Genomic DNA, 19,069 nt, shown 5'->3' with positions numbered 1-19,069 from the left:
CATCCATAGCATAACAAATTACAATATAACTTATAACAGTACAAAGATGAAGATATTATTACTAGGCTCGGGCGGCCGCGAACATGCGCTTGCATGGAAAATTGCCCAAAGTCCGAAAGTTGAAAAACTATACATTGCCCCGGGAAATGCCGGAACAACTGCCGTAGGCGAGAATGTCAACATCAAAGCAACTGATTTTGAAGCTATCAGCACTTTCGCCTTGAAAGAAAACGTCGAAATGGTAGTGGTAGGCCCCGAAGACCCGTTGGTAGAAGGCATCTACGACTATTTCCAAGAACGTCCCGAGCTGAAACACATCGCCGTTATCGGTCCATCGGCAAAAGGAGCGCAACTGGAAGGAAGCAAGGAATTTGCAAAAGGCTTTATGATGCGCCACAACATCCCGACAGCCCGTTACAAAAGCATTACCGCCGATAACCTCGAAGAAGGGCTCGCTTTCCTTGAGACACTGGAAGCTCCCTATGTACTGAAAGCCGACGGTCTTTGTGCCGGAAAAGGCGTTCTTATCCTTCCTACGCTGGACGAAGCAAAGAAAGAACTGAAAGAAATGCTGGGCGGCATGTTCGGCTCTGCCTCTGCAACTGTTGTGATTGAAGAATTCCTGAGCGGTATCGAATGCTCCGTATTCGTCCTCACGGACGGCGAGAACTACAAAGTACTTCCCGTAGCCAAAGACTACAAACGTATCGGCGAAGGCGACAAAGGACTCAACACAGGCGGAATGGGTAGCGTAACTCCTGTCCCGTTTGCTGACGAGACATACATGGAAAAGGTACGTACACGCATCATCGAACCGACTATCAACGGTCTGAAAGAAGAAAACATCACTTACAAAGGCTTTATCTTCCTCGGACTTATCAGAGTGAAAGGCGAACCGATGGTTATCGAATACAACGTCCGCATGGGCGACCCCGAAACAGAAAGCGTGATGCTCCGCATCCAGAGCGACCTCGTCGAACTGCTTGAAGCCACAGCCGCAGGCAACCTGAACGAGAAAACACTGGTGATGGACCCACGCGCGGCTGGTTGCGTAATCCTCGTCAGCGGCGGTTATCCTGAAGCCTACGAAAAAGGATTCCCCATCAAAGGACTGGAACAGGCTGCCGCTACGGACAGCATCATCTTCCATGCCGGAACGGCTCTGAAAGACGGACAGATAGTCACAAACGGCGGACGTGTCATTGCGGTCTGCTCTTACGGCGCAACGAAAGAGGAAGCGCTTGCACAGAGCTACAAAGTGGCGGATATGATTGATTTCGACAAGAAATACTTCCGTCGCGACATCGGATTCGACTTGTAATAGAAAACAGATTCTGTAGCCTGCCCAAACAGAGTGGTAACACCCTGTTTGCAGGCTATTAATAGTTGGCTCGTCAAGTATTAACAGTTGAGCCGAGAAGTATTAACAGTTGGGAACTCAAGTATTAACACCTGAGAAATTAGTTGCCAATACCGTTCAGGCAAGCTATTAGTACCCTGAATATCAAGTATTTGCATCTATGAAATCCAAAGTAGACAGATAACGAGTGATAGATTCATGAGAAATAAAAAACTACAAAATCAGATAACAGCAGGACGGCTCACCCTGCCCGTCGTTATCCTTATCTGCACCCTCTGCTGGGTGTCGACCTATTTTTTATTTCCCGACCTCATAACTTCCACCACACAGGAAAGCCTTCCCTCGTTTTGGCAAGCTACCCGTGACTCTCTGCTCCCGGGTTGGGCGGAACGAATCGTCAGTCTTCTTGTCTACGCCGTTATCGGCTATTTCCTGATAGAACTGAACAACCAGTTCGGCATCATCCGTATGAGGGCTTCCATGCAGACAGCCATCTACTTCCTGCTGGTCACCGCCTGTCCGGAGATGCACCTGTTATATGCAGGAGACATTGCTGCCCTGGCTCTCCTCATTTCCATCTATTTCCTATTCAGAAGTTATCAGCAATCGCATTCATCAGGTTATCTGTTCTATTCCTTTTTCTTCATCGGGGCAGGAAGCATCCTTTTCCCCCAACTCACTGTTTTAACAGTGCTTTGGCTGCTCGAAGCCTACCGGTTCCAAGCACTCACGCCACGCAGTTTCTGCGGTGCGCTGATAGGATGGACACTCCCCTACTGGATGCTGTTCGGGCACGCCTTTTTCTACAATGAAATGGAACTGTTCTACCGTCCATTCATCGAACTGACAACTTTCGGCGAAGCCTTTAACTTGCAGATTCTTCAAACCTGGGAACTGGCCGTGCTCGGCTACCTACTCGTGCTGTTCATTGTCAGCGCCGTTCATTGCATTGCCGCCGGCTTTGAGGACAAGATACGTACACGCGCCTATCTTCAATTCCTGATAGACCTGACCATCTTCCTCTTCCTGCTGATAGCCATCCAGCCGAACTATTGCAGCGATTTGCTGCCGCTGCTTATGATAAGTTGCAGCATCCTTATCGGACATTTTTTTGTACTGACCAACAGTAAAAGCTCGAATGTGTTTTTCATTGTATCGCTGGTCGGCCTCATCCTTTTATTCGCATTTAATATATGGACGCTTTTATAGATTCAATAGTACAACTCCTCATAGAGTGGGGACTTCCGGGATTATTCATCTCGGCATTACTGGCGGGAAGCATCGTGCCCTTCAGTTCCGAACTGGTACTGGTGACACTGGTGAAACTCGGCCTGCCCCCTGTCGCCTGCCTGCTGTCCGCCACTTTAGGCAATACAGCCGGCGGAATGACGTGTTACTATATGGGGCGTCTGGGCAAAATAAGCTGGATTGAGAAATACTTCAAAGTAAAGAAAGAAAAAGTAGATAAAATGGTGAACTTCCTGCAAGGAAAGGGAGCATTGATGGCATTCTTTGCCTTTCTTCCCGCCATTGGAGAAGTAATCGCTATTGCACTGGGATTTATGCGGAGCAATACATGGCTTACCGTAGGTTCCATGTTCGTCGGCAAGCTGGTACGTTATATCCTTCTTCTGTATGTGCTCGAAAGCGCCTGGGATGCAGTGGCAGGATAGGGAATTTCCCAAGTATCAAGCATTAAGTATCAGGTATTAAGTATTTTATAGATTGCGTGATGGAAAGAATTATTGAGAGAACCGAAGACGGGAGTGCTACCCTGTTCGTACCGGAATTGAATGAGCATTATCATTCAACGAAAGGGGCACGCACGGAATCGCAACATATCTTCATTGATATGGGGTTGAAAGCATCTGCCGCCACTTCTCCACGTGTCCTTGAGATAGGCTTCGGAACAGGACTAAATGCCTGGCTCACACTCGAAGAAGCAGAAAGAAGCGGCCGGAACGTACACTATACAGGCTTGGAACTGTATCCTTTGGAATGGCAGATGATAGAGCAACTGAACTATGTCACTGACAATGAACAAGTAACGGTAAACGGCGAACAGCAAGCAGCTATCGGACTTTTCAAACAGCTACATACATCCCCCTGGGAAGAAGAAATACACTTAACCCCACACTTTACCTTACGGAAAGTACAAGAGGACTTTAATAAGTTGAAAATTGAGCATGGAGAGTTGAGAATAAACAATGCGAATAACAGCGCAGCCATTTCTCAATTCTCAATTCTCAACTCTCAATTCAACCTCGTCTACTTCGATGCTTTCGCACCGGAAAAACAGCCGGAAATGTGGTCGCAAGAACTATTCAACTGCCTTTATGTTCTATTAGCTAAAGACGGTATCCTGACCACTTACTGTGCCAAAGGCGTTGTCCGCCGGATGTTGCAAGCAGCCGGATTCATCGTAGAACGTCTTCCGGGACCTCCGGGCGGTAAACGAGAGATATTACGCGCCCGTAAACAAGAGTAAAAAACAAGAATAAGATAAAAAGAAACCCTCGAAATAAAAGAGAAACCATGAGAAAGCAACTAAAAGATATAAGAACGCTCCTTCTCCTCAGTACCTGCCTGTTAGTGGCAGCCTGCACAGGACGTGCGTCCAAAGGTAGCGACGGCGAAACAGAAAAGCCGGTGATTACCGTCACACTCGAACCCCAGCGTTATTTCACCGAAGCCATCGCAGGAGACAAGTTCAAGGTAATCAGCATGGTTCCCAAAGGTTCCAGCCCGGAGACATACGACCCTATCCCCCAGCAACTGGTTTCCCTCGGAGATAGCAAAGCCTATTTCCGCATCGGATACATCGGCTTCGAACAGGCATGGATGGAGCGCCTGATGAACAATACGCCCCATATCCAAGTATTCGATACTTCCAAAGGCATCGACCTTATCCTTAACAATGGCGACCATGACCACGGTCACGGACATGGCCCTCATGACGGACATACTCACGCCGTAGAGCCCCATGTATGGAATTCTACCACCAATGCATTAATCATCGCCGGAAACACCTACAAAGCCCTCAGCCAACTGGATAAAGCCAACGATGCATACTACATGGCACGCTACGACTCCCTCTGTCAGCGTATCCAACATACCGACAGCCTGATTCGCCAACAACTCTCCGCACCGGAAGCTGCCAAGGCCTTTATGATTTACCATCCGGCACTCTCCTACTTCGCCCGCGACTACGGATTGCATCAGATTTCTATTGAGGAAAGCGGCAAAGAACCTTCTCCCGCCCACCTGAAAGAGCTGATAGACCTCTGTAAGGAAGAAGATGTACATGTCATTTTCGTCCAGCCGGAATTTGACAAACGCAATGCGGAAACAATCGCGCAGCAGACCGGAACGAAGGTTGTCCCCATCAATCCGCTAAGCTATGACTGGGAAGAAGAGATGCTGAATGTAGCCAAAGCTCTCGCTCCTGCCGAAACAAAAGAATAAACGACTAGAAAATAATATCAGAGGAACCCCAATGACAAAGCCAATTATCGAAATAAAGAATCTTTCTGCCGGATACGACGGCCGCAACGTTCTCCATGACATCAACCTTGCTGTCTACGAACGGGATTTCCTGGGTATTATCGGTCCGAACGGCGGTGGAAAGACAACACTTATAAAATGTATCCTGGGCTTGCTCAAGCCCACCGGCGGGGAAATTGTCTTCAATTGCAAACCTTCACTGGGCTATCTGCCCCAATACAGCACCATCGACCGGAAATTTCCCATCTCGGTAGAAGAAGTAATCCTCTCCGGTCTGAGCATACAAAAATCACTGGCATCCCGATTCACACCCGAACAGAAAGAGAAAGGCAGACAAGTCATCGCCCGCATGGGGCTCGAAGGGCTTGAACACCGTGCTATCGGACAATTGAGCGGCGGACAATTGCAACGCGCCCTTTTAGGACGTGCCATAATCTCCGACCCCTCAGTACTTATCCTTGATGAGCCCAGCACGTATATCGACAAGCGTTTTGAAGCACGGCTCTATGAGTTACTGGCTGAAATCAATAAAGAGTGTGCCATTATCCTCGTCAGCCATGACATCGGCACCGTGCTGCAACAAGTGAAATCTATCGCCTGTGTCAACGAAACGCTGGATTACCATCCGGACACCGGTGTCACTACGGAATGGTTGGAAAGGAACTTCAACTGCCCTATCGAGCTGCTCGGACACGGGACATTGCCGCACCGTATCTTGGGGGAGCATCACCATCATAAAGGATGCAATACCTGACAACCTTATCGGTTAATACCTGTCGGAAGATTTAGATTTATTATCACCCAAAGCGTCTCCTTATACTTAATAAATCTTACTTTCTTCTCCTATATACAGGTAAATCACTATCTTTGCGACCGCATAACTTGTTTTTAACGAATAAACTACGATAGTGCTAATGAAACAGTACAGAACCGTAAACAACCTCATGGGTTGGCTTACATTCATCATTGCGGCGACAGTCTATTGTCTCACGATAGAACCGACCGCAAGTTTCTGGGATTGCCCTGAGTTTATAACCACCGGCTACAAACTGGAAGTCGGTCACCCGCCCGGCGCACCTTTTTTCATGCTGATGGCGAACTTGTTTACCCAATTTGCTTCCGATGTGACCACCGTAGCGAAAATGGTAAACTATATGAGTGCCCTGATGAGCGGCGCCTGTATCCTGTTCCTTTTCTGGAGCATCACCCACCTGGTTCGCAAACTGATTATCACCGATGAAAACAACATCACCAAGGGACAGCTTATCACCATTATGGGTAGCGGACTGGTCGGTGCACTGGTCTATACGTTCAGTGACACATTCTGGTTCTCGGCCGTAGAGGGTGAAGTATATGCATTCTCGTCCCTGTTCACCGCAGTCGTTTTCTGGCTGATTCTGAAGTGGGAAGACGTGGCCGACCAGCCTCACAGCGACCGTTGGATTATCCTCATCGCTTACCTTACGGGGTTAAGTATCGGTGTGCACTTGCTGAACTTGCTTTGTCTGCCCGCTATCGTGCTGGTTTACTATTATAAGAAAACTCCGAATGCCACTGCAAAAGGCTCATTAATCGCCCTCTGCGGCTCAATGGTGCTTGTAGCTGCCGTACTTTACGGCATCGTGCCGGGTATCGTGAAAGTAGGCGGCTGGTTCGAACTGCTGTTTGTCAACGGGCTCGGCATGTCGTTCAACTCCGGCGTAGTGGTTTACATCATTCTGCTTGCAGCCGCCCTTATCTGGGGTGTGTACGAAAGCTACACCGAGAAGAACAAGATGCGCATGGCTGTCTCCTTTATCGTGACAATCGCCCTGCTCGGTATCCCATTCTACGGGCATGGAGCAAGCAGTATCATTATCGGTATCCTTGTGATTGCCGCATTGGCGCTCTATCTTGCTCCGGGCGTACAAGAGAAGATTAAAGAGAAATGGCGCATTTCCGCCCGCACCATGAATACGGCGTTGCTGTGCACCATGATGATTGTTATCGGATACTCCTCTTATGCGCTCATCGTCATCCGTTCCACCGCCAACACTCCGATGGACCAGAACTCACCGGAAGACATATTCACGTTGGGCGAATACCTCGGTCGTGAACAATACGGAACCCGTCCGCTGTTCTACGGTCCCGCCTTCTCATCAAAAGTGGCACTCGACGTAAAAGACGGTTATTGTATCCCTCGCCAATCGGAAACAGGAACCAAATATGTCCGCAAAGAAAAGACTTCACCGGACGAAAAAGACTCCTATATCGAACTCCCCGGACGTATCGAATACGAATACGCACAGAATATGCTTTTCCCGCGTATGTACAGCTCGTCACACGCCCCGCTCTACAAGCAATGGGTGGACATCAAAGGCTATGACGTACCGTACGACCAGTGCGGGGAAATGGTGATGGTGAATATGCCTACCCAATGGGAGAATATCAAGTTCTTCTTCTCCTACCAGTTGAATTTCATGTATTGGCGTTACTTCATGTGGAACTTTGCCGGACGACAGAACGACATACAGAGCACCGGAGAGATAGAACATGGCAACTGGATTACGGGTATTCCGTTTATCGACAATCTGCTGGTAGGCAATCAGGAACTGCTTCCACAAGACCTCAAGAATAATAAAGGACACAATGTGTTCTACTGTCTGCCGTTGATTCTCGGTCTGATAGGGCTCTTCTGGCAGGCTTACCACAGCCAGCGGGGTATCCAGCAATTCTGGGTGGTATTCTTCCTGTTCTTTATGACGGGTATCGCCATCGTGCTCTACCTCAACCAGACCCCTGCACAGCCGCGTGAGCGAGACTACGCATATGCCGGCTCGTTCTATGCCTTCGCCATCTGGGTAGGTATGGGAGTGGCAGGCATCATCCGCATGCTGCGCGAATACTGCAAGATGCAGGAACTTCCGGCAGCCGCCCTGGCATCTGTCCTCTGCCTATTTGTTCCCATCCAAATGGCGGGACAAACGTGGGACGACCACGACCGCAGCGGACGTTTCGTAGCACGTGATTTCGGTCAGAACTACCTGATGACTTTGCAGGAAGAAGGCAACCCGATTATCTACACCAATGGCGACAACGACACTTTCCCCTTGTGGTATAACCAGGAAACGGAAGGCTTCCGTACGGATGCCCGTACCTGTAACTTGAGTTACCTGCAAACCGACTGGTATATCGACCAGATGAAGCGTCCGGCTTACGATTCTCCGTCGCTTCCTATCACCTGGGATCGTGTACAATATGTGGAAGGACAGAATGAGTATATCTCTATCCGCCCGGAAATGAAAGTCCTCATCGACAGCTACTTCAAACAAGCCAATGAACTGGCAGCACAGGGAGACACGACTATTCTATCGCTCGTTCACTCCATCTTCGGCGAGAATCCTTACGAACTGAAGGAAATCATCAACCGCTGGATGCTTGGCAAGAACGACCAGTTGAAAGAGCTCCTCAAGAAGTCCGGCAAGGATATACAATTACCGCTTATCCCTACGGACAGCATCGTAATGAAGATAGACAAGGAAGCTGTACGCCGCTCTGGCATGAAGATACCGGAAGCATTGGGCGACTCCATCCCTGAATACATGACCATTACCCTAAGAGACGCCAACGGCAACCCGAAACGCGCCCTCTACAAGAGTGAGTTGATGATGCTCGAAATGCTTGCCAACGCCAACTGGGAACGTCCCATCTACATGGCAATCACCGTAGGCAGCGAGAACCATCTCGGCATGGGCAACCACTTCACACAGGAAGGACTTGCCTATCGCTTCACCCCGTTTGATACGGACAAGCTCGACAGCAAGATAGACAGCGAGAAGATGTACGACAACCTGATGAACAAGTTCAAGTTCGGCGGCATCGACAAGCCGGGCATCTACATCGACGAGAACGTGATGCGTATGTGCTACACGCACCGCCGTATCTTCACGCAGCTTGTAGGCCAGCTCATCAAAGAAGGCAAAAAGGACAAAGCGCTTGCCGCACTGGACTATGCCGAAAAGATGATTCCGTCTTACAACGTACCGTACGACTGGGCAAACGGCGCTTTCCAGATGGCGGAATCTTATTACCAACTGGGAGAAAACGAGAAAGCCAACAAGATTATCGACGAACTTGCCAACAAGTCGCTCGAATACATGACTTGGTATCTCAGCCTGAGTGATAACCAGCTTTCCATCGCCGGCGAGAATTTCATATATAACGCCAGCCTGCTTGACGCCGAAATCCGTCTGATGGAGAAATATAAATCAGAAGAACTCGCAAAACACTACTCCGAACAGCTCGATCAACTATACAACGAGTATGTGACGAGAATGAAAGGGAGTAAGTAGTGGTTAATGGTATAGTGATTAGTGATTAATTTTTCCTACTGAACAACAGCCGGACTGTTAACCACTAATCACTATACTGTTAATCACTAATCACTAACCACTAACCGCTACACAAAATGTTTATAGAACAACCCCCCTGGCTTTTACGGGCGTTGTATCCACAAGCTATTTTCCGAATGGACCCAAACGAACGGGCAGTTTACCTGACTTTTGACGACGGTCCTATTCCTGAAGTAACTCCCTGGGTACTGGAAGTATTGGAAAAGCATCATATTAAAGCTACCTTCTTTATGGTAGGCGACAATATACGCAAGCACCCGGATGAATACCGGATGGTGGTAGAACAGGGACACCGCATCGGTAACCATACCTTCAACCACATCCGTGGATTTGAATATTCCAATCCGGATTACCTCGCAAACGCCCAAAAGGTAGACGAAATTATCCATTCTGATCTCTTCCGTCCGCCACACGGACACATGGGATTCCGGCAGTATTATACTTTGCGCCATCATTACCGCATTATCATGTGGGATCTCGTGACTCGTGATTATAGTAAAAGGATGCGCCCGGAACAGGTATTGAACAATGTGAAGCACTATGCACGCAACGGTTCCATCATCACTTTCCATGATTCACTGAAGTCGTGGAACAATGGTAATCTGCAATATGCGCTTCCTCGTGCCATTGAATTCCTGAAAGGGGAAGGGTATGAGTTCAAGGTGTTATAATAACAACCTTCGAGAAAACAGAAAAAGAGAAGATCTACCGCATCTTCTCACACCAAGCGCTGTTGTGTTCTTCCCTATCAACAGGTGGAGTAAGTTTACGAAGACGTACCTCTACCGATAGTGAGGTTTGAAATCCTACAATCAATTCTTTTTTCCCATAAAGACACATTCTTGATTTTCTTTCTTTTTCTGAAAGAAAAAATTAAGCAAAAGTTTCTTTTTATCAAAGAAGCTTTTGCTTAATCTATTTAAAAAGGCGCATGATATTCAAATTCAAAGAAGATATCAATTAACCCTAACTCTCTATAAAGAAGGACAATTTAATGCTACCAGTCACAGCAATCTCTTGAGCCTACATATCAATGTAATTAATTTACCAAGTCCTAGCAGTACTTGGTAAATTTCGTCTTATATAAATTAATGTTGCGATATAGATAATGAATGCTGGCGTTTATTATTTCATAGAAAAAACAAACCATAATTAATTTAGATAGCATCTAAATAAACTAAGGTTTCAATTGCTTTTCCCGCAATTCATTTTTACATTAATTTACGCTATTAACACACATAAACAACATGCAATAAATACCAAAATGTCATTATTTAGACATTAAAACGCAATACATGCATTAAATTGTGTCATATTAATAATAATTATTTTATAGAATTATACTCTAAAATAATAGAATAAAATAGCCAATGCAACTCCCTTGATTTAGGATTACTTATTTCTATTTTACAATTTTATACTTATCTTTGCGGTAGTTGCTTGAATATTTGAAGTAAGGTTTAGTAATTCTTAAATATATAAAGAAGTGTTTATGAACAAAAAAGTAATGTTGTTATTGGTCTGCTTATTTACAAGCGTAGGCCTGATGATTGCCCAAACGCCTAGAAAGGTGACAGGAGTCGTTATTTCGGAAGAAGACGACCAGCCTGTAGTAGGAGCATCCGTTTTAATAAAAGGTACAACGTTAGGAACAGTTACCAATATTGATGGTCAGTTCACTATCGACAATGCACCAAGTACTGCTAGAACTTTGAAAGTCAGCTATATTGGAATGAAAACCCAAGAGGTTGCCATCAAAGCTGGTACCATAAAAATCATACTTCAACCGGACTCTGAAGTTCTGGAAGAAGTAGTAGTAACAGGTATGCAGAAAATGGACAAACGATTGTTTACGGGAGCCTCAACGAAACTAACGGCAGACAACGTAAAGCTAAACGGTATGGCCGACATCAGCCGTGGGTTGGAAGGTCGCGCTGCCGGTGTATCTGTTCAAAATGTATCAGGAACATTCGGTACAGCCCCTAAAATTCGCGTACGTGGCGCTACATCTATCTATGGTAGTTCCAAGCCGTTATGGGTAGTAGACGGCGTTATCATGGAAGACGTAGTGGAAGTATCGGCAGACGAATTGTCATCGGGTAATGCAGAAACCTTGATTTCTTCTGCCATTGCCGGTTTGAATGCCGACGACATCGAGAGCTTCCAAATCCTGAAAGACGGTTCTGCAACCTCCATTTACGGTGCACGCGCTATGGCAGGTGTAATTGTAGTAACCACCAAAAAAGGTAAAGCAGGACAAAACCATATCAGCTACACGGGCGAATTTACAATGCGTCTGAAGCCAAGCTACAACACTTACAATATCATGAATTCACAAGACCAAATGGCCGTTTACCAGGAATTGGCACAAAAAGGCTATTTGAACTATGCGGAAATCGCCAATGCATCCAGCAGCGGTGTGTACGGGAAAATGTACCAGCTCATCTCCGAGTACGACAGAACATCGGGACAATTCGGATTAATCAATAGCGAAAGCGCCAAAGCAGAATACTTACGTGCAGCAGAATACCGCAACACCGATTGGTTCGACCGCCTATTTTCTACCAGCATCATGCACAACCACTCGGTCAGCCTATCTTCCGGTACTGAAAAAGCACAGCATTATGTATCAGCCAGTGCAATGTTAGATCCGGGATGGTACCAACAAAGTTCCGTACAACGTTTCACAGCCAACTTGAATTCTACATTCAAACTTTCAAAGCAACTTGATTTCAACTTGATCGGAAATGCTTCCTACCGTAAACAAAAAGCACCGGGAACACTGGGCAGCGAAACCGATCCCGTATCAGGAGAAGTGAAACGAGACTTCGATATCAACCCCTATTCATACTCTATGAATACCTCACGTACGCTCAACCCCAATGAGTTCTACACTCGTAATTATGCCCCATTCAATATATTCAATGAACTGGAAAATAACTACATGAAATTGGGCGTAGGCGACTTCCGACTGACAGGACGCTTCACCTACAAGCCCTGTTCAAAAGTCGAATTATCCTTATTGGGCGGTATCCAAAGCACCACTACCTCGCAAGAGCACTTCATCGAAGACAACTCCAACCAAGCACAAGCCTATCGCGCCATGCCTACAGCTACCATACGCGACAAAAATCCGTTGCTATATACCGACCCCGACAACATTTATGCACTGCCTATCAGCATTCTCCCCAACGGTGGTATCTACGAGCGCACCGACCGCAATATGTTCAAATGGGATATGCGCGCATCTGTCAGTTACAACGATGTGTTCAATGAAAAACACATTGTCAATTTCTATGGTGGTATGGAAACCAACTCGGTAGACCGCCACTCCACTTGGTTCCGCGGATGGGGTATGCAATATTCAATGGGCGAAGTAGCCAATTACGCTTACCAAGCGTTTAAAAAAGGCCAAGAAGAAAACTCACAATATTATACTCTCACCAACCGCCACGAACGCAGCGCAGCCTTCTTTGGCAACGCCACATACTCTTACAAAGGAAGATACACGCTGAATGGTACAATCCGTTACGAAGGAACCAACTCACTTGGAAAAAGCCGCACAGCACGGTGGTTACCCACATGGAACGTTGCCGCTTCATGGAATATGCACGAAGAAGAATGGTTCAAAACATTGGAACCGGCGCTGTCGCACCTGACACTGAAAGGTTCTTACTCTTTAACCGCCGAACGTCCTTCTGTAACGAACGCATACGCCATCATCGGCTCAAAAACTCCTTGGCGTCCGTTTGCCAGCGTCAACGAAAGTATGCTGTATGTAAAAGAAGTAGCCAACCAGGAACTTACTTATGAGAAAAAGCACGAGTTCAACTTCGGATTGGCTACCGGATTCCTCAATAACCGTATCAATTTGGAAGTAGATTGGTACAGCCGCCGCAACTACGACTTGATCGGATTGGCCACCACGCAAGGATTGGGCGGACAAATCCAAAAGTACGGAAATATCGCCACCATGAAATCAAGCGGTGTGGAGCTTAGCCTTACTACCAACAACATTAAGACAAAAGATTTCTCATGGACTACCAATATCATCTACTCACACTCTAAAAACGAAGTAACCAAGTTGAAAACAAGCAAACGCATTATCGACCTTGTTTCGGGCAACGGTTTCGCGCAAGAAGGATATCCCGTACGTTCTCTTTTCTCCATCCCCTTCAAAGGGTTGAACCAGGAAGGACTTCCTACTTTCCTTGACCAAGATGGAAACATCTCTACAACAGGTATCTACTTCCAAACGAGCGACCCCGAAAAACTCGGTTTCCTCGAATACTCCGGCAATGTAGACCCAACAGACGTTGGTAGCTTCGGCAACATCTTCCGCTACAAAGGACTATCATTAAACGTATTCATTACTTACTCTTTCGGTAATGTGGTAAGGCTCGACCCCGTATTTAAGAAAGAATACAATGACCTGACTGCTACCCCCAAAGAGTTCAACAACCGTTGGATAGTTCCAGGCGATGAAAACAAGACGGACATTCCTGTGATAGCTTCCAAACGCCAAAACAAGAATGACACCAACCTGTCATACGCATACAATGCATACAACTACTCTACGGCACGCATTGCCAAAGGAGACTTTATCAGGATGAAGGAAATCTCAGTGGGCTACGACTTCCCGAAACATCTTGTTGCACCATTGAAACTATCCAGTCTTTCACTGAAACTTCAAGGCACCAACCTGTTCCTGCTTTACGCAGACAAGAAGCTCAACGGTCAAGACCCGGAATTCTTCAACACCGGTGGTGTAGCTGCTCCTACTCCCAAACAATTTACACTGACATTAAAGTTAGGTATTTAATAGCAAAAACAAACTGAATATGAAAAAATACAATAAATTATACAATGCCTTCATGTTGACTTTGTCGGCATTGACCTTGGCAAGTTGCAACGATTTCCTTGACACTATGCCGGACAATCGCGCACAACTTGACAGTGAAGAGAAAATACAAAGCATCTTAACTTCTGCCTACATCGACCATGAACCCGTTCTGGTAGCAGAATTGGTTTCAGACAATATGGACGATTACGGCGCCAACAACCCCAATACCAATCGCTGGTTTGACGAAACATTTGCTTGGAAAGACGAAACGGAAGACGCCAACGAGTCGCTGAACAGTTTTTGGGAATCTGCCTTTGTAGCTATTGCTTCCGCCAACGAAGCCCTGCAGGCCATCGAAGAGATGGGCACTGCCACTAATTCTCTGAAAGAATGCAAAGCAGAAGCCTTGCTCTGCCGTGCCTACAATCATTTCATGCTGGGATGTATGTTCTGCAAGCCCTACACAGCTACGGCTTCCAATGATTTAGGACTTCCGTACATCGAACATCCCGAAACGGAACTCAACCCACAATACGAACGCGGCACACTTGCCGAACTTTACAGCAAAATAGACCGCGACATCCAAGAAGCCTTGCCGTTGATAGGAGATTCGCACTACAAAGTGCCCAAGTATCATTTCAACACCAAAGCAGCTTATGCATTTGCCTGCCGTTTCTACCTATATTACGAGAAATGGGAAGAAGCAATCAAATACGCCAACCTATGTCTGGGCTCGCAACCCAAAACCATGTTGCGCGACTGGAAAGGTATGGCAAACATGACCCAGCAAGCGGATGCAATCACCAACGAATACGTGAACGCCAATTCCAACGCCAATCTGTTGATGCTTACAGGATACTCTACACTGGGAATCGTATTCGGCCCTTATCGGAATTACTCCCGCTACAGCCACGGGCAATATCTTGCCATGAACGAAGACATGAGAGCTACCAATATCTGGGGTGGTGCACTCAGCTTCTACATGACTCCGAAAGTGTATACCGGAACCAATATGGATAAAACCATCTTCTGGAAAATGCCATATATGTTTGAATATACCGATCCGGTAGCAGGTATCGGTTATAACCATACGGTTTATCCGGCATTTACCACTGACGAATGTCTTTTGAACCGGGCAGAAGCCTACATATTGCTCAAACAATATGACGAAGCGGCAGCCGACCTCACTACATGGATGCAAAACATCACCAAAAGCACCAAGACACTTACGCCGGCAAACATTGCCCAGTTCTACGATGCGCAGGAATACTCTTATTCGGACGCAGAGGGCTTGCAGTCTACCCTCAAGAAACACCTCAACCCTGCTTTCCAAATAGAAGAAGAAGGCAGCACGCAAGAAAATATGCTGCAATGTATGCTCGGTTTCCGCCGTATCGAAACAATGCACGCCGGATTGCGCTGGTTCGACATCAAACGTTATGGCATTGAAATCCCGCGCCGCGTGATGAATGCTTCAGGAACTCCGCAGTATAAGAGTGATTTCTTGAGCAAAGATGACAAACGGCGCGCGCTTCAAATACCACTCAAAGTACGCGAAGCCGGATTAGAAGCAAATCCACGTTAATTTTTCCACCATCTATTAAAACAGAATTTATGAAAAAGCAAATCTATAAATTGTTCTTGTCGGTTCTTCTCATCGCCGTTGCTGCGTGTTCGTCGGACGAACCTGACTACAACAGAAGTGTTATCACGCCGGGAAACACGGAAAACACTGAATTTGACTCTTGGCTGGAAGCCAATTTTGTCAATCCGTATAACATCGCATTCAAATATCGCTACGAGGATATTGAATCCGACTTCGATTACTACGTAGTGCCTGCCGACTACAACAAGGCTATCAAATTAGCTCATTTGGTAAAATACCTGTGTGTAGAGACTTATAATGAGGTAGCAGGTGTGGATTTCACTTGCGAGTATTTCCCTAAAATGTTTTTCACCATCGGCGAATGGGAGTACAAAAACAACGGAACCTTCATCTTGGGAACGGCAGAGGGCGGACGTAAAATCCTGTTGGCAGGTGTGAATGACCTGGAGCGGTACATACAAAACGCAAATATGCTCAACCACTATTATTTCAAAACAATACACCATGAATTTACCCATATCCTGAACCAGACAAAACCCATTCCTACGGATTTCCAGTTGGTAACGGGCAACGGCTACGTAGCAGACAGTTGGAGTGAAGAACCTTTTAACCAGATTTATCTGTCGCGTGGGTTCATCTCCTCCTATGCACAGCACTCCTATCAGGAAGACTTCGCCGAAATGATGTCTATCTACATCACCAACGACGAAGCATCGTGGGAAAATATGCTCGAAGGGGCCAGCAGCGAAAGCCTCGCCCTCATCCAGCAGAAGTTGGATATTGTAAAAAGCTACATGAGCACTTCTTTCGGCATCGACTTAGATGTATTGCGCAACACACTGCAACGCCGCCAAAACGAAGTTTTCAGTGGCAAAGTAGACCTTGAAGCCCTGACCGTTAAATAACTAAAACATCATGATTATGAAACTCAATAGAACATTACTCTATATTCTTGCAATGCTTCCGGCATTATTATTGCAATCGTGCCTGAAAAACCAAGAAGATATTTTTGACGCTCCCTCTTCTATCCGTATGCAGGAGATGCTCGACAATACCAAGAAGATACTTACCAGTTCGGAAGAAGGATGGATATTCGACTATTATCCTGACCGTTATCTGTCGTATGGCGGCTTTGTCTACACCGTAAAGTTTGACAATCAGGAAGCTACAGTGGGTTCGGAGCTTGCCCCGGGAGTGTTTGAGTCAAGTCTTTATAAGATGACCAACGACAACGGTCCGGTATTGTCATTCGACTCATACAACACACTGATGCATTTCTTTTCTACTCCTTCTTCTTCGCATTATGAAGGTTATGACGGCGACTTTGAATTTATCATTATGGAAGCGACCGACGACCTGATTACATTGCGCGGCAAACGTACAGGAAACGAAATGTACCTGCGCCGCCTGACGAAAACTGCTGCCGACTACATCAACGCCATTTCCGCCGTCAGCGAGAGTCTCATTCTTTCTTCCGCCACCGGAACGGCTGGCACACAAGAACTGATATGCAGCATCGACCTGGACAGTCGTTATATGGAGTTTACTTATATGAAAGGCGACAAAGGCATCGTGGCAGGCAACAGCTTCATCCCGAGCGAAACGGGTATCCGCTTCTACCAACCGATAGAAATCAATGGCGCCAGCATCTCGGAATTGGCTTATAATGCGGATACTTACACATTCTCAGGCAAGGATTCGGCAGGCAATGACGTGACGCTGACGGGCAACCTTCCTGCAGATTATACGCCATTTGACCAGTTTGCCGGCACGTATGAACTTAATTACCAATATGGTTCTATCGACGTGACACTGGTAGCGGATAAAGAAAACAACCGTTATCTGATTCAAGGACTCAACGACAACTACAACATAGTAGCCAATTATGTGAGGTCAAAAGGATATCTGAACATTACCTCGCAGAAAGTAGGCGAAAGCGGTGGCAAACAAATATGGCTGTGTGGTTGGGGACTGGATGTAGAAGGCTATTTCTCATGGTCTACCGAGTGCGGAATGTTCCTAATAAAAGACACGGCAAAGGAAGGAACCTATAAGTTTGTAACCAATACTTATCTGGATACACCGGCAGATTCCTTTATCCTTTACGAATTCAACGGTGCGCCGTCCTCCAATACAGCACTCGGAGGAGCCGCCGCTCCCTGGCTTATTAATGATGAATATCGTGTCCCCTATCCGACATCTATTGTAAAAAAATAAACGCGTACACATATGAAAAAGATATTTAGTCTCCTATTATTCGCACTTTGTGCAATAAGCTATACCGCTTGTACAAACGAGGAAGGTATAGAATATGTTCAGGAATCCTCCATCAAGATTGTCAGCCGGGACGTAAGTTTCCCGGCGGCAGCCTCACAAGGCACTATCGAAGTGGAAGCACCGGGCGAATTTACCGTAAAGACATCTGATCAAGGATGGTGCACCACTACCATATCAGGTTCTACCATTCAGGTCAATGTCGAACAGAACCCCGGCCTGGAAGGGCGTACCTCCATGCTTACCATCCGTTGCGGAGCCGATTCCACCCGCATTGCAGTACATCAGTCGGGAGTAATCTTTGAATTAAGTGCCGGTTCACAAATCACAGCTGACGACAAAGCCGCCACTTATTCATTCGATCTCACCTGCAATACCGAACTCACTCTGAACTCTTCCGAAGAATGGATTTCGGTAGCTGTTGAAGACGGAAAGATAAACATCACCTTGAAAGAGAACAACACCGGACACATCCGTAAAGGCAACATCACTTATACTGCCGGCACCTATCAAGACGCTATCCAAGTGACACAATGTGAATTTGACAAAGACTTGGCAGGTGATTACAATCTATACTTCACCGACTCTGAGGATGGAAAACTGAAATACCTCTCCACCACTTTAAGCAAGTCGGGAAATACATACAGTATCCTGCTCAACGGACTCAACTTTACTATCCCTGTCACATACAACCAAAAGGCCGGAGAACTTATAGTCAACGGAGGGAAATACATAGGTGATTACGAAAATTACAAAGTACATACAGTAATTTGGGATACCAACGCAGGTTACTGGACATGGGATACATCAGTGAGCATGGCAGGCACATTTGAATATGAAGAAGATGAGGACGGAAAATATACCATCTTATCCTTCAAAGACAATGGTTCGTGGGGTAATTATCATACCGATGCCATCTGTCTGAATGCCTTCACTGCCACTCCCCCATCCAAAGAGACACATTTAGGGTTACTAATGGGAATGGTAGAGCCTTTCCTATACAGAACTCATGATGATGAAATTCCAGCAGTAGCCTCTGCCTTGAAAATCAATACGGCAAAAAGATGTACCGGATTTTCTATACGCTAAAC

Annotated in this window: 13 protein-coding genes; all 13 read left to right on the top strand. The window is 46.4% G+C overall.

Going from position 1 to position 19,069, the window contains the following annotated elements; all coding sequences use genetic code 11:
• The first annotated feature begins 46 nt into the window (after positions 1–46).
• The 13 genes from purD to CLIN57ABFB40_RS13600 all read left to right on the top strand — a co-directional run bounded on the left by purD (position 47) and on the right by CLIN57ABFB40_RS13600 (position 19,067).
• A complete protein-coding gene (purD, locus tag CLIN57ABFB40_RS13660) occupies positions 47–1,321 on the top strand; it encodes a phosphoribosylamine--glycine ligase (RefSeq protein ID WP_175630604.1) in 1,275 nt (424 codons plus the stop codon).
• Between the two features lie 237 nt (positions 1,322–1,558).
• Entirely contained in the window at positions 1,559–2,569 is a 1,011-nt protein-coding gene (locus CLIN57ABFB40_RS13655) for a hypothetical protein (RefSeq protein ID WP_175630603.1), read from the top strand.
• A complete protein-coding gene (locus CLIN57ABFB40_RS13650) occupies positions 2,554–3,033 on the top strand; it encodes a YqaA family protein (protein ID WP_175630602.1) in 480 nt (159 codons plus the stop codon). Before CLIN57ABFB40_RS13655 ends, CLIN57ABFB40_RS13650 begins: the two co-directional genes overlap by 16 nt.
• Before the next feature lie 59 nt (positions 3,034–3,092).
• Positions 3,093–3,848 carry a tRNA (5-methylaminomethyl-2-thiouridine)(34)-methyltransferase MnmD gene (gene mnmD, locus CLIN57ABFB40_RS13645; protein ID WP_175630601.1) on the top strand — a complete coding sequence of 252 codons (756 nt, stop codon included), beginning with the start codon at positions 3,093–3,095 and terminating at the stop codon, positions 3,846–3,848.
• Between the two features lie 47 nt (positions 3,849–3,895).
• On the top strand, positions 3,896–4,825 hold the full coding sequence (locus tag CLIN57ABFB40_RS13640) for a metal ABC transporter solute-binding protein, Zn/Mn family (protein WP_175630600.1): 930 nt from the start codon (positions 3,896–3,898) through the stop codon (positions 4,823–4,825).
• A gap of 31 nt (positions 4,826–4,856) precedes the next feature.
• Positions 4,857–5,618 carry a metal ABC transporter ATP-binding protein gene (locus tag CLIN57ABFB40_RS13635; protein WP_175630599.1) on the top strand — a complete coding sequence of 254 codons (762 nt, stop codon included), beginning with the start codon at positions 4,857–4,859 and terminating at the stop codon, positions 5,616–5,618.
• Positions 5,619–5,778: 160 nt separating this feature from the next.
• Positions 5,779–9,195 (top strand): DUF2723 domain-containing protein, encoded by a 3,417-nt coding sequence (locus CLIN57ABFB40_RS13630; RefSeq protein WP_175630598.1) that lies wholly within the window; start codon positions 5,779–5,781, stop codon positions 9,193–9,195.
• Positions 9,196–9,311: 116 nt separating this feature from the next.
• A complete protein-coding gene (locus CLIN57ABFB40_RS13625) occupies positions 9,312–9,926 on the top strand; it encodes a polysaccharide deacetylase family protein (RefSeq protein ID WP_175630597.1) in 615 nt (204 codons plus the stop codon).
• A gap of 821 nt (positions 9,927–10,747) precedes the next feature.
• Positions 10,748–14,077 carry a SusC/RagA family TonB-linked outer membrane protein gene (locus tag CLIN57ABFB40_RS13620; RefSeq protein WP_175630596.1) on the top strand — a complete coding sequence of 1,110 codons (3,330 nt, stop codon included), beginning with the start codon at positions 10,748–10,750 and terminating at the stop codon, positions 14,075–14,077.
• 19 nt (positions 14,078–14,096) lie between these two features.
• Complete coding sequence (locus CLIN57ABFB40_RS13615) at positions 14,097–15,683, top strand: RagB/SusD family nutrient uptake outer membrane protein (RefSeq protein WP_175630595.1); 1,587 nt, start codon at positions 14,097–14,099, stop codon at positions 15,681–15,683.
• Positions 15,684–15,712: 29 nt separating this feature from the next.
• Positions 15,713–16,609: a putative zinc-binding metallopeptidase gene (locus CLIN57ABFB40_RS13610; RefSeq protein ID WP_175630594.1), complete on the top strand. Its 897-nt coding sequence runs from the start codon at positions 15,713–15,715 to the stop codon at positions 16,607–16,609.
• 16 nt (positions 16,610–16,625) lie between these two features.
• On the top strand, positions 16,626–17,921 hold the full coding sequence (locus CLIN57ABFB40_RS13605; protein WP_175630593.1) for a DUF4302 domain-containing protein: 1,296 nt from the start codon (positions 16,626–16,628) through the stop codon (positions 17,919–17,921).
• A 12-nt stretch (positions 17,922–17,933) separates the two neighbouring features.
• Positions 17,934–19,067, top strand: a complete 1,134-nt coding sequence (locus tag CLIN57ABFB40_RS13600) for a BACON domain-containing protein (protein ID WP_175630592.1) — start codon at positions 17,934–17,936, stop codon at positions 19,065–19,067.
• Positions 19,068–19,069 lie beyond the last annotated feature (2 nt).

The organism is Bacteroides acidifaciens, from assembly GCF_903181435.1.
Classification (GTDB): domain Bacteria; phylum Bacteroidota; class Bacteroidia; order Bacteroidales; family Bacteroidaceae; genus Bacteroides.
Note: the sequence above shows the minus strand (reverse complement) of the source record. Positions and strands in the feature narration are given on the sequence as shown.

Coding starts and splice junctions, on each gene's coding strand:
- CLIN57ABFB40_RS13625 (WP_175630597.1), top strand. CDS start 9,312: ATGTTTATAGAACAACCCCCCTGGCTTTTACGGGCGTTGTATCCACAA.
- CLIN57ABFB40_RS13630 (WP_175630598.1), top strand. CDS start 5,779: ATGAAACAGTACAGAACCGTAAACAACCTCATGGGTTGGCTTACATTC.
- CLIN57ABFB40_RS13635 (WP_175630599.1), top strand. CDS start 4,857: ATGACAAAGCCAATTATCGAAATAAAGAATCTTTCTGCCGGATACGAC.
- CLIN57ABFB40_RS13650 (WP_175630602.1), top strand. CDS start 2,554: ATGGACGCTTTTATAGATTCAATAGTACAACTCCTCATAGAGTGGGGA.
- CLIN57ABFB40_RS13655 (WP_175630603.1), top strand. CDS start 1,559: ATGAGAAATAAAAAACTACAAAATCAGATAACAGCAGGACGGCTCACC.
- CLIN57ABFB40_RS13640 (WP_175630600.1), top strand. CDS start 3,896: ATGAGAAAGCAACTAAAAGATATAAGAACGCTCCTTCTCCTCAGTACC.
- purD (WP_175630604.1), top strand. CDS start 47: ATGAAGATATTATTACTAGGCTCGGGCGGCCGCGAACATGCGCTTGCA.
- CLIN57ABFB40_RS13610 (WP_175630594.1), top strand. CDS start 15,713: ATGAAAAAGCAAATCTATAAATTGTTCTTGTCGGTTCTTCTCATCGCC.
- CLIN57ABFB40_RS13620 (WP_175630596.1), top strand. CDS start 10,748: ATGAACAAAAAAGTAATGTTGTTATTGGTCTGCTTATTTACAAGCGTA.
- mnmD (WP_175630601.1), top strand. CDS start 3,093: ATGGAAAGAATTATTGAGAGAACCGAAGACGGGAGTGCTACCCTGTTC.
- CLIN57ABFB40_RS13615 (WP_175630595.1), top strand. CDS start 14,097: ATGAAAAAATACAATAAATTATACAATGCCTTCATGTTGACTTTGTCG.
- CLIN57ABFB40_RS13605 (WP_175630593.1), top strand. CDS start 16,626: ATGAAACTCAATAGAACATTACTCTATATTCTTGCAATGCTTCCGGCA.
- CLIN57ABFB40_RS13600 (WP_175630592.1), top strand. CDS start 17,934: ATGAAAAAGATATTTAGTCTCCTATTATTCGCACTTTGTGCAATAAGC.